At 73.6% G+C, this 11,843-nt stretch carries 6 protein-coding genes and 1 pseudogene; 3 read left to right on the forward strand and 4 right to left on the reverse strand.

The features are described 5' to 3' along the window. Window positions 1-56: 56 nt before the first annotated feature. Window positions 57-1,796, forward strand: a complete 1,740-nt coding sequence (locus VO99_RS02925; RefSeq protein WP_046111319.1) for a DUF4153 domain-containing protein — start codon at window positions 57-59, stop codon at window positions 1,794-1,796. A gap of 39 nt (window positions 1,797-1,835) precedes the next feature. Here the strand turns inward: VO99_RS02925 and VO99_RS31950 are convergent, their stop codons facing one another. Further along, on the reverse strand, window positions 1,836-2,585 hold the full coding sequence (locus tag VO99_RS31950) for an alpha/beta fold hydrolase (RefSeq protein ID WP_375136378.1): 750 nt from the start codon (window positions 2,583-2,585) through the stop codon (window positions 1,836-1,838). Between the two features lie 123 nt (window positions 2,586-2,708). Then, window positions 2,709-3,323: pseudogene (locus tag VO99_RS31955) on the reverse strand (cysteine hydrolase family protein); the annotation flags it as partial. Between the two features lie 204 nt (window positions 3,324-3,527). On the opposite strand from VO99_RS31955, the gene VO99_RS02935 reads away from it, so the two are divergent. Beyond that, window positions 3,528-4,211, forward strand: coding sequence for a LuxR C-terminal-related transcriptional regulator (locus VO99_RS02935; RefSeq protein WP_052736050.1), 684 nt, complete (start codon window positions 3,528-3,530; stop codon window positions 4,209-4,211). Here the strand turns inward: VO99_RS02935 and VO99_RS02940 are convergent. Beyond that, a complete protein-coding gene (locus VO99_RS02940; protein WP_046111320.1) occupies window positions 4,208-4,963 on the reverse strand; it encodes a response regulator in 756 nt (251 codons plus the stop codon). The two genes, VO99_RS02935 and VO99_RS02940, sit on opposite strands and share 4 nt — an antisense overlap. Before the next feature lie 203 nt (window positions 4,964-5,166). Between VO99_RS02940 and VO99_RS28565 the strand changes: the two genes are divergently transcribed. Next, entirely contained in the window at window positions 5,167-5,493 is a 327-nt protein-coding gene (locus VO99_RS28565) for a response regulator (protein WP_052736051.1), read from the forward strand. Window positions 5,494-5,503: 10 nt separating this feature from the next. Here VO99_RS28565 and VO99_RS02950 read toward each other — a convergent pair whose 3' ends face one another. Further along, window positions 5,504-11,812 (reverse strand): PAS domain-containing protein, encoded by a 6,309-nt coding sequence (locus VO99_RS02950; protein WP_046111321.1) that lies wholly within the window; start codon window positions 11,810-11,812, stop codon window positions 5,504-5,506. Between the last annotated feature and the right edge of the window lie 31 nt (window positions 11,813-11,843).

Genomic DNA, 11,843 nt, shown 5'->3' on the forward strand with positions numbered 1-11,843 from the left:
ACAATCGCGCCCCCGAGGCCACCCGACCGATGCGCCCATCCGCGTCCCGGTACCCCATGCACCAAGATCCTCCGCCGGATGCCGCCGTGCCGGCATCGCCCCCCTCCGCCGCGCTGCTGGCCCACGGCAGCGTCGGGCTGGCCGCCGGCGCGGCCCTGTGGCTGCTCGCCGACGGCTGGCGCGCTCTGCCGGCGTGGGCGGGCTTCGCCGGGCTGTACGCCATCGTCGCGGCCGCCGGGTCATGGATCCTGTGGCAGGGCGCCTTCTGCACCGCGCTGCGCCGCGCCATGGCGGCGCTGGCGATGGGCGCAGCCTTCGCGGGGCTCGGCGCCCACGCGGGCCATGGCGGCGCGACGGGCTTCGGCGTACCGCTGGCGCATGCGGTGGCGGCGTTGGTGCTGGGCTTCGTGGTGATCGGCCTGGTGGCCGGCTTCGACGCCCGCCGCAGGCGGTTCGACTACGAGGCCCTGTTCGATGCGGCCTGGCGCAATGCCCTGGTGCTGCCGCTGGCCGCCGGCTTGAGCGGCGTGCTGTGGGTGCTGCTGTGGGCCGCCGCCTGGCTGATGGACAGCATCGGCGTTCCGGCCCCCGGCAGGCTGCTGCTGCAGTCGTCGTCCATCGCGCTGATCACCGGCAGCGCCTTCGGGCTGGGCTCCGGCCTGGTGCTGGCACGGGCCGCGGCGCTGGTCACGCTGCGCCGCTTCCTGCTGTCCTTGCTCACCTGGTTCCTGCCGCTCACGCTGCTGTTCGCCGCCGGCTGGCTGGCCATGCTGGCCGCCACCGGCGTGGAGCCGCTGTTCGCCACCCGGAAGGCGGCGCTGTACCTGCTGTGGTTCATCCTGCTGGCGGTGGTGTTCGGCAATGCGGCCTTCCAGAGCGGGCGCGAGCCGCCGCCCTACCCCGCACCGCTGGCCCGGCTGCTGAGCCTGGCCTGGCTCACGATGCCGCCGATGGCCGCGCTGGCCTGCTGGGCCCTGGGCCTGCGCATCGCCCAGCACGGCTGGACCGACGACCGCATCTGGGCGGCGGTGGTGGCCGGCCTGCTCACGCTGCATGCCGTGCTCTATGCCGCTTCGTCCCTGGCACGCGGTGGTGGCTGGATGCGGGCCATCGCGCCGGCCAACATCGCCGTCGCCCTGCTCAAGGTGGTGCTGCTCGTGGCGCTGATCAGCCCGCTGGCCGATGCACGCCGGCTGGGTGTGCAGGCGCAGGTCCAGCGGCTGCTGCAGGGCGTGGTGACGCCCGACGACTTCGACTGGAGCCACCTGGCGCGCAATCCGGCCTATGGCCGGCCGGCACTGGCCGCGCTGGCGGCGCACCAGGGCCCGGGCCCGGCGGATGCACGCATCGCGTCGCTGGCGCAGCGGACGCTGGCCGAAGGCGACCAGCCGGGACCGAAGCAGGCGGCGCAGCCGCTGCGGGCCCTGGCGCTGGCCACGGTGCTGCCCCGCGGCGCGGCCCTCGACGAGGACATGCGGGCCTGGCTGGCCCGGCAGGCCGACTGGGAGGTGTCCGCCTGCCTGGCCACTCCCGCCAACTGCCTGCTGTGGCTGCGCGACTTCGACGGCGACGGCGCCCGGGACCTGGGCCTCGTCTTCTCGCGCAGCGGCTACCAGTCGTTCACCATCTTCGCCCGCACGCCGGCTGGCTGGGCACGGCAAGCCGGCACCTCGCACGATGTGCGCTCGCTCACTGCGTGGCGCGAAGCCATCGAGCGCGGCACGGTGACGCCGGTGCCGCCCCGCTGGCCCGACCTGATGATCGACGGCGAGCGGGTGCCGCTGCGCGAGCGCTGACGGCGGGCGCCCTGGCCCGCACCGCGGGGCGGTGCAGGCTCAGCGCAGGAAGCGCAGCACATCGTCGGCAAACTCCTGTGCATGCTGGAACAGGAAGCCGTGGCCCGCGTCGGGAAACACCTTCAGCCAGCCGCGGGGCAGTTCCTGCGCCATGGCATAGGAGGCATAGGTCGGCGCCATGATGTCGTGGCGCCCGTTGGCCACCAGCACCGGATGGCCGATCTCCTTCAGCCGGGGCAGCAGCGACGTGGCGGCCTCGCGCACGCCCATCGCGGACTTCAGCTGCGCCTGCCAGGCCTGCGCATCCACCTGATGGCTGAAGGCATCGGCGCGGCCGGCCAGCCGGGCCAGGTAGTCGCGGCCGGCCTGCTGGCTGGCGGGGCTGGGCTCGAAGAACAGGTAGAGGAAGTCCTCGTCCGAGTTCACCGGCTTGGTGGCCACCGACCACACCTCCTGGCCCGCCGGCTGGTTGGAAGGCAGGTCTCCCGGCACGTGGCCGGGCGCCGAACCGGCGACGACCGCACGGCGCACGGCCCGCGGATGGTCCAGCAGCAGCTGCAGCGCCACGGTGCCGCCCATGGAGAAGCCGAAGGCATCGAACTGCGCGATGCCCAGCGCCCTGGCCAGGGCCACCACGTTGGCGGCAAAGCCGGACAGGTGATCGGGCGGGGTGCCGACGGAGCGGGCGAAGCCGGGCTGGTCGAACAGGATCACGCGCCGCTCAGCCGCGATGCGGTCGACCAGCAGCGGGTCCCAGTGGTCCATCGTGCCGCGGAAGCGGTTGATCATCACCAGCGGCGTGCCGTGGCGCGGGCCGAGGTCCCGGTAGGCGATGGTGGCGCCGCTCACCTCCACGAAGCGCGTTTCGGCGGACAGCGTCCGGCTCGCCGTCCCGGCCGTCGCCAGCGACAGCGCGCGCTGGTGGGACGAGAACACGTCGTCGCGTTCGAGGTCGCGGCCGCTCCCCAGGGCCTGCGACCATTCGTCGGTGCTGACCACGGCCGCGTAGCTGGACTGCAGCACCACGCAGGCTACCGAATGGATCTGCTCGGCGCTGGCCTGCCCCGCCTTGTTGGCATAGGACAGCGAGCCCGCGGCATCGGCGAGGAACTCCACCTGGTAGCCCTCGTGCAGGGCCTGGCGGATGGTGGACTCGTCGCACTGGTGCGTCATGTAGCCGCAGATCGCCAGCGTGTTGATCTCGCGGCGGGCCAGCCATTCGCGCAGGTCGGTGCCTGCGAAGACGCTGGGCAGGCATTTGCGGACCAGGTGCGCATGCGGACGGCTTGCGATCGACGGATGCAGGTCCGCGCCCGGCGTGCCCTCGGCGAAGATGGGCGCGGTGGGCGGCAGCAGGTGCTGCACCACCACGATTGGCACGCCGTGCCGCTCGGCCACGTCCATCGCCCTGTGGATGTTGGCGAGCGACTGCTCGACCGCCGGATGCTCGATGCGGAACCGGCCATCGATGTATTCGTTCTGCACGTCGATGACGACGAGGGCCCGACGGGTGCTGGCAAGGCTCATGGTGCCTCCTGCTGGATGTGGAGCCGCCAGCGTAGTGAGCGGGCCGGGCGCCGGCCTCGCCGTTTGGGGCAGCCTGGCGCTACGACTTCTGACATAGGCCTGACGGGCGCATGTCATATGCCATCCCGTCTGTGGTCGGTTTCACCGTCGTGCGTGCCCGCATGGACATCATGCGCTGCATCGGTCCACCCGCCGGAGCGCTGCATGAACGACACCGCGACACCCGCCCGCCTCAGAGTCCGCATCCAGCATGCCGAACCGCTGGTGGAGCTGGGGTTGCTCACTGCCTTCAAGCCGCACGAGGACCTGGAGGCCTGGCTGGCCGCCGAGGGCGCGCCAGCGGACGACGGCAGGCCGCCGGACGTGCTGGTCACCGACCTGCCGACGGCGCTGGACCGGCCCGCCTCGTGCCGCCAGGCACGCGTGCTGGTCGTCACCCACCGCGACCGCGAGCAGGACGTGAAGACGGCGCTCAGCCAGGGCGTGCATGGCTACCTGCTGCTGGGCTGCCCGCTGCAGGAGGTGGTGCAGGGCGTGCGGGCCCTGGCCCGCGGCGAGCGTTACCTCGCCGCGCCCATCGCGCGCCGCATGGCCGAGTGCCTGGCCCATGAGCCGCTGACGCCGCGCGAGGTGGAAGTGCTGCGCCGGCTGACCAGCGGCTGCAGCAACAAGGTGATCGCCAACGAGCTGACCATCGCCGTGGGCACGGTCAAGGTCCACGTCAAGGCCATCATGTCCAAGCTGGAGGCCGATTGCCGGACCCATGCGGCCAGCATCGCGGTGCAGCGCGGACTGTGCGACCACGGCGGCCCGCAGCGCAGGGGCCTGCCGTCCCGCCGCTGGCCGTCCGCTGCCGGCCTGGCCCCGGCGCACGGCATGAGCCGCTAGCCGCGCACCACCTCCACGTCGCTGTCAAAGCGGTAGCCCACGCCGCGCTCGGTGACGATCAGCCGCGCGGCCTGCGGGCTGGCCTGCAGCTTGCGGCGCAGGCGGCCCACCTGCACGTCGATCGTGCGGTCGAACACCTCCGCGTTGTGCAGGCGGGAGAGCTCCAGCAGCTGCTCCCGGCTGAGCACCCGCCGCGGCGTGGAAAGGAAGGCCACCAGCAGGTTGTATTCGCTGTTGCGCAGCGTGACCGCCTGGCCGTCCGGCGCGGTCAGCTTGCGCAGCCGCAGGTTGAGGTCCCAGCCCGCGAAGCGGTAGGCCCGCACATGCATCACGGTATCGGCCACGGTGGCATGCATGCGCGCACGCCGCAGCAGGGCACGGATGCGCGCCAGCAGCTCGCGCGGCGAGAACGGCTTGGTCAGGTAGTCGTCGGCGCCCAGCTCCAGGCCCATCACGCGGTCGGCCTCGTCATGGATGCCGGTGAGGATGATGATCGGCACCTTGGAGCCGGCCCGCAGCATGCGCGCCAGTTCCAGCCCGTCCTCGCCGGGCAGCCGCAGGTCCAGCAGCACCAGTGCGGGCGCCTCGCGCGCGGGCAGCGCCATCAGCTCGCGTCCGCTGGCGAAGGCGCTCACCCGGAAGCCGTGGTCGCCCAGGTAGTGGCTGATGAGCTGGCGGATGGAGGGATCGTCGTCCACTGCCACCACGTGGGGGGCGTTTGCGACGGAACGTTCACCGGAGACTTCCAACATGGCGGCAGGTATTCAACAGCGATTCACGGCAGCCCGGCAGGCAATGTAAGCCAGCGGGCATGACAGATGACATGTGCAGATGACGGATCGACACGCGGCCGGCCGGCCCGCGGCATCCAATGGGTCCGTTGCCCTGGTTGCCCCGCATCCCCAAGCCTGTGCCTGCCGGCCTTCGAATCGCCCTGCTCGACCCCGATGACCTCATGCGTGCGCTGGCGCGGCAGTGGTTGCGTGAAGCGGGTTTCCGCGTCGTCGATGGCAGTGCGCTGTCGCAGCCGCGGCGGCCGGTGGCCCTGGTGATCCTGGACTGCGCCAATCCCCGGCAGGCCGAGCCGGCGCTGCGGCTGCTGCAGGCCGAGCGCCCGGTGCCGGTGCTGCTGATGTCCGCCCGCCTGCGCCCTGGCCAGCAGCATTCCACCGCGCTGGCGGCGCAGCTGGGCGTGCGTGGCGTGCTGCCCAAGCCCTTCACGCGGGAAGCATTGCTGGCCGCGGTGCAGCGGGCCCTGGCCACCGGCACGACGGGTGACTGACGCATGGGCATCAGTCCGCGCGCCGCGTTGCCAGCGCCGTCGCCAGCGCCGCGGCCAGTTCCCGCTGCGACAGCGGCTTGGCCAGCACCGCGCTGGCGCCGGCCTTGCGCGCACGCTGGGCGGCGCTGGCACCGAGGAAACCGCTGACCAGCAGCACCGGCAGCGCCGGCCGCACCGCACGCACGGCCTCGATCAGCTCCAGGCCCGACAGCCGCGGCATGCGGGCGTCGGTCAGCACCGCGTCGAAGCGCTCCGGATGCGCATGGAAGGCGGCCAGTGCCTCCTGCCCCGAGGTGAAGCCCACCGGCACGTAGCCCAGGCCGCTGAGCATCTCGCAGCCCAGGCGCACCAGCATCTCCTCGTCGTCCACCACCATCACCTGTTCCTGGCGGCCGCGCTGCGGCGAAGGCAGCTCGCGCGGCGGCTGCACCGGCGCCTCGCCGCTGCGCGGCAGGTAGACGGTGAAGCGGCTGCCGCAGCCCACCGCGGTGGCCACGTCCACCGCGCCGCCCAGGTCGGTGACGATGCCATGCACCAGCGACAGCCCGAGGCCGGTGCCGGTGCCCACCTCCTTGGTGGTGAAGAACGGATCGAAGATGCGGTCCAGGATCTCCGGCTCGATGCCGCTGCCGGTATCGGACACCACCAGCACCAGGTAGTCGCCCGCCGGCAGCGGCCCGGTGGTGGTCTGCACCGGCTCGGCCAGCGCCTGCGGCTGCAGCGCTACCGTGAGGCGGCCGCCCTGCGGCATCGCATGCAGCGCATTGGTCACCAGATTGGTCACCAGCTGGTGCACCTGGGTGGCGTCGCCGATCATGGCGGCACGGCCCGCCGCCAGGCGCACGTCGGCCGCCACGAAGGCTGGCCGCATTGCGTCGAGCAGGGCCAGCGCCTCCCGCACGACGGCCTCCACATGCACCGGCACACGTTCGCCCACGCTGCTGCGGCTGAAGGCCAGGATGCGCTCGACCAGCGCCCGGCCGCGCTCGCCGGCGGCGACGATGCATTCCAGGTCGCGCCGCTGCCGGCTGCCGGCGCGGGTGTTGCGCAGGGCCATCTCGCCGAAGCCGAGGATGGCGCCAAGGATGTTGTTGAAGTCGTGCGCCACGCCGCCGGCCAGCGTGCCCACCGCCTCCAGCCGCTGTGCCTGGCGCAAGGCGGCTTCCGCGCGCCGCATGCTGTCGATGTCGCTCACCGAGCCGGCCATGCGCATGGCGCGGCCGTCGTCGCCGCGGATGCACAGGCCGCGGATGCGCACCCAGCGGTAGCCGTCGCCGGCATGCAGCACCCGGCCCTCGAAGTCGTAGTGCGGCAGCCGCTGCTCCAGGTAGTCCCTGAGCATGGCCTGCTGCGGCTGGGTGTCGTCGGGGTGCAGGCGCACCATCGCCACCCACTCCGACCTCGGCCGCGTGTCCATGCCCGGCGACAGCCCGTACAACCGCTGCGCCCGCTCGGACAGGAACATGCGGTCCGAGGCCAGATCCCAGTCCCAGATGCCGTCGTTGGAGCCTGCCACCGCCAGCGCGAAGCGCTCTTCCGACTCGCGCAGCGCCGCGGCCGCCAGCCGCGCGGCCGTCACGTCGCTGGAGATGCCGCTGACCCGGCGCGGACGCCCTTCGTCGTCGACGACGAAGAAGCCGCGTTCATGGATCCAACGCAGCGAACCGTCGGGCCGCACGATGCGGTAGTCCACGTCCCAGCCCTGCGGCGCGGCGGAGGTCAGCCAGCGGCCGAACTCGGTGTTGATGCGCTCGCGGTCGTCGGGATGGATGCAGTCGGTCCACAGCCGCGGGTCTCGGTACAGCGCCTCCACCGGACGGCCCCAGGTGCGCTCGAAGCTGGGATTGGCATACAGCACCCGCTCCGGATGGATGTCGGTGATCCAGATCACGTCGGGCGTGGCATCGGCCATGCGGCGGAAGCGGTTCTCGCTTTCCTGCAACGCCGCGCGGGACTGCTCTGCCTCGTGCTCGGCCTGCCGGCGCTCCCGGATCTCGTGCGTCAAGTCGCGGTACAGCCGTGCGTTGTCCAGCGCCACCGCGCCCTGCGAGGCCAGCAGCGCCAGCAAGGCCGCGCGCTCGCGGCTGAAGCCGCCCGGGTCCGGCGCCGCACCCTGGCGCTCCAGGTACAGCACGCCGCTCAGCCGGCCCTGGCGCAGCAGCGGCAGGCACAGCGCTGCGACGGCGCGCGGCGCGGCTCCCGCCGCCGCGTCTGCCGCGGGCATCTCGTCGAGCGAGACGATGCGCGAGTGCTGCACCGCCCGCGCCAGCATGTCCGGCGGCAGGTCGTCCGGCGTCACCGGGCGCGCACAGGGCTGCACGTCGATGCCCCGGGCGCTGCGCGTGGCCACGGCGCGCAGCAGCAGCGGCTGGCCATCCGGCACCAGCAGCAGGCCCCTGTCGGCATCGCCCAGGTCCAGCGCGGTGGCCATCAGCGTGTGCACCAGCCGGCTGCCGTCCATCTCGCCGGTGATGGTCTGCGACACCCGCGCCACCAGGTCCAGGTCCACCTGCACCAGGGGCGGCCCGGCCGCCGCGGCACCGGCCTCCTCGGCCAGCCAGGGCTGCTGCCGGTCGAGTTGCCGCACCTTGGCCATGGCGCCCCAGCGCAGCCAGGCGCTGCGCGCATGGCGCCAGTGCGCCCGTGCGGCCGTGGGCAGGCCGGCCTGCGCATGGCAGCGTGCCGACAGTTCGCTGGCCAGGGCCTCCAGCCAGGAGCGACCGCTGGCCTGCGCCAGCGCCACCGCCTGCTCATGCTGCGGCAGGGCCTGCAGCGGCCCGGCCACGGCGCAGGTCCACTGCGCCTCGGCCAGCGCGGCGAGGTCGGCGAAGCCCTCCGGGCAGCCGTCGCGCCAGGCCTGCAGGCCCTGCAGCAGGGCCTGCACCTGCCGGCGTCGTGGCTGGCGCTGCTGCACGGGCAGCCGCCGCGCCAGCGCGGCCCAGCACAGCACCGAGAACAGGTGGAAATTGGCGATCTGCAGGTGCACCGCCGACCACAGCAGTGGCGCGGCCGCATCCAGCGCCGCCTGCGCATGCCACGGCCGGCCGGCGATGAAGGCCAGCTGCGCCTGCAGCACGCGGTGCCAGAAGATCATCGTGGGCATGCGGTGCGGCGTCAGCCGGGCCTCGAAGGCGGCGCTGTCGAAGCCGTCGCCGTCCAGCCGGTGCAGCGCGGCGGTGCGGCCCTGCAGCGCCGCGACGAAGCGCTGCTGGCTCAGCAGCTCGTCGATCACGTCGTCGTATTGCGCCTGCCGCACCGGGGGCAGGCTGTCCTCGATCTCCCGCGCCACCGCATCCAGCGCATCGCCGCGCACCAGCCGGTCGTTGACCACATGGTGGCGCGCGAAGCAGGCCACCGCCAGCTCGCCTGTCTGCGCCGCGGCGTCCACAGCCGCACGGCCATGCGCGATGGCCTCGCCCAGCGGCGCCGCCCACACGCTGGCGATCTCCAGCGAGAACAAGGCCCGCGCGCGGGCCGACCGCAGGCCGGGACGCTCGGTCAGCCGCAGCGACAGCCGGGCCAGGGCCAGGCCCTCCCGGTAGCGGCCGAACAGGCGGCCGCTCATCACGCCGAACCAGGCCAGGCCATGTGGCGTGCCCGGCGACACGCCGCGCGACAGGCTGAAGTCCACCATCGCACACAGGTGCAGCAGGGCCAGCCGTTCGTCGGTGAAGCACGCCGGCGCGAACAGCTCGGCCAGCACGCCCATCGCCGCTTCCACCTCGGCGTCGGTGCAAGCCGGCAAGTCGAGCAGCGCTTCCAGCGGGCGGGCCGACAGCCGCGCCTGCACGTCGTCATAGGCCTGCTGCACCGCTTGCTGCGTGGGATGCGCCGGCATGCGCAGGCCGAAGCGGTCCAGGCAGGCCAGGGCCGCCTGCACCGCATCGGCGTAACGCGATGCCATCACCTGCAGGCTCATCAGCACCCGCGTGGCGGCCGCATGCGCCACCGCGTCGGGCGCATCGTGGATCAGCGCCAGCAGCAGCGGCTCGGCCCGGGCGGGATGGCCCGCCAGGAACTCCGCATGCGCCTGCATCAGGCGCAGCGCGCCGGCCAGTTCGTCCGGCCCGGCGCCGGGCGGCAGGTGGGCCAGCCCGCTGGCGGCGAAGTCGGCCGCCGCCCGGTAGGCCGTCGCGGCCCGGGCGGCCTGGGCGGCCGCCAGGTTCAGCCGTGCCAGCGCCTTCAGGTGCTGCGGCTCGGTGATGGCGGCGGCGCCGAGGTTGAGCTGGTGCACCGCCTCGAAGGTGGCGCTGCCGGCGTCGTCGGCCGCCAGCCGCCGGGCCAGCACCCGGCCCAGGCGCAGGTGCCAGGCCACGCGGTCCGCCTCGGCCAGGCGGGCATGCGCCGCCTCCTGCACCCGGTCGTGGGCAAAGCCGTAGCCCTCCTCCAGCCGCAGCACCAGGCCGGCATCCACCGAAGGCTGCAGCGCCCGGTGCAGCGCCGCCTCGTCCAGCGCGCACACCTCGGCCAGCACCGAGGCCGGCGCGCGGCCCAGGCAGGACAGCGGCGCCAGCACCTCGCTGGTGGCGGTGTCCAGCCGCGCCACCTTGTCCACCAGCAGGCGCACCAGGTCCCCGCGGTGCTGCCGACCGTGCAACTCGTCCAGCCGCCAATGCCAGCGGCCGGTGGCATCGTCGTTGTGCAGCAGGCCGTCGTCAGCCAGGCTGCCCAGCAACTGGGCCGCGAACAGCGGATTGCCGCCGCTGGCGGCATGCACCAGCGCGGCCAGTGGCAGCGCTTCCTGCTCACCGCAATGCAGGCTGTCGGCCACCAGCGCCGTCATGTCGGGCAGGCCCAGCGGGCCGAGCGTCCAGAAGCTGCTGTCGGGCGCAGCGCGCAGGGCGGCCAGCAGCTCGGCCAGCGCCTCGGGCATCGCGGTGCCGGTGTCGCGACAGGCCAGGATGACCAGCAGGTGCGGCGGCCGGGCCTCGCGGTGCAGGTGCAGTACCAGCTGCAGCGTGGCGGCGTCGCACCACTGCAGGTCGTCGAAGAACAGCACCAGCGGGCGGCCCGGCTGCGCGAACACGCCGAGGAAGCGGCACACCGCCAGCCGGAAGCGCAGTGCCAGGTCCTGCGCCGACAGCTCGCCGGCGGCATCGGCCACCGGCAGCCAGGCCGCCAGCTCGGGCACCAGCGGGCGCAGCGCCTCGCCCTGCGGGCCGAGGGCCTCGCGCAGCCGTTGGCACCAGCGCGCCTGCGCCTGCGGCTCCATGCGAAGCACCCGTCGCGCCAGGCTGCGCAGCACCTGCGACAAGGCACCGAAGGGCAGCGGCGGCTGGAACTGGTCGGCCTTGCCCGCGGCGAAGCTGCCATCGGGCAGCCGCTGCTGCAGCGCCTCGACCAGCGACGACTTGCCGCTGCCGGCCGGCCCGGTCAGCACCAGCAGCGCCGAGCCGCCCGCCGCCGCCCTCGCCACCAGCGTGCGGCCGGCCTGCAGGTCGGCATCGCGGCCATACAGGCGGTCGGGCATGCGCAGCTGGGCGACGAGGTCGCTGCGGCCCGGCGGAAAGCGGGCCACCTGGCCGGTCTGGCGCCAGTCGGCCTGGCAGCGGTGCAGGTCGGCCGCCAGCGCGGCGGCCGTCTGGTAGCGCTCGGCTGGCGACTTGGCCAGCAGCTTCTGCAGGATGTCGTCGAGCTGCGCCGGCAGGCCCGCCACGCAGGCGCCGGCCAGCGGTGCCGGAGCAGCCGCATGCGCCTGGATCAGCGCGATGGGATCGTGGCCCGGAAACGGCAGCCGGGCCGTCAGCATCTCGAACAGCACCACGCCGAGGGCATAGAGGTCGCTGCGGGCATCGGCCGGGCGGTGACCGCGGCCGCTGAGTTCCGGCGCCGCATGGGTGAGCCGGGCCGGCGCTTCGCCGCCGGGGTCGCCATCGGCCCGTGCCGCTTCCGCCGCATGGGCGAAGCCCAGCAGCCAGGCCCGGCCCTCCCCCGGCTGCACCAGCAGCCGGGCCGGGTGGAGGTCGCGGTGCACCAGGCCGGCCGCATGCAGACGGCCCAGCGCACGCGCCATCGCCACGGCCACCGCCAGAAACCGCTCGAAGGGCCAGGGTTGCTCCAGCAGGCCGGCCAGCGGCTCGCCGCCCGGATCTTGCAGATGCAGCTGCGGCCAGGGCGCATCCAGCTCGAGGGCCAATGGCACCGCGGCCCAGGCCGGTTGCAGCCGGCCGCGCCAGGCGTATTCCGCCTCCAGCAGGCGGCGGGCGGCCGCACCGCCGCCGCGGGCCCGGCGCAGCAGGCGGCCGCTGCCGGTGCGCAACAGCACCAGTTCACCGTCGTCGAGCAGGAGCGTTTCGTCGGCAGTGTCAGGCGATGTCATCGAACAGCAGGGACATTGGCGGGCCCGGCTC

It is taken from the genome of Aquincola tertiaricarbonis (assembly GCF_000969605.1).
GTDB classification, from domain to species: domain Bacteria; phylum Pseudomonadota; class Gammaproteobacteria; order Burkholderiales; family Burkholderiaceae_C; genus Aquincola; species Aquincola tertiaricarbonis.

Bases quoted from the DNA above. Each gene is read 5' to 3' on its own strand.
- VO99_RS02935 (WP_052736050.1), top strand. From the start codon at position 3,528: ATGAACGACACCGCGACACCCGCCCGCCTCAGAGTCCGCATCCAGCAT.
- VO99_RS02940 (WP_046111320.1), bottom strand. From the start codon at position 4,963: ATGTTGGAAGTCTCCGGTGAACGTTCCGTCGCAAACGCCCCCCACGTG.
- VO99_RS02925 (WP_046111319.1), top strand. From the start codon at position 57: ATGCACCAAGATCCTCCGCCGGATGCCGCCGTGCCGGCATCGCCCCCC.
- VO99_RS28565 (WP_052736051.1), top strand. From the start codon at position 5,167: ATGCGTGCGCTGGCGCGGCAGTGGTTGCGTGAAGCGGGTTTCCGCGTC.
- VO99_RS31950 (WP_375136378.1), bottom strand. From the start codon at position 2,585: ATGATCAACCGCTTCCGCGGCACGATGGACCACTGGGACCCGCTGCTG.
- VO99_RS02950 (WP_046111321.1), bottom strand. From the start codon at position 11,812: ATGACATCGCCTGACACTGCCGACGAAACGCTCCTGCTCGACGACGGT.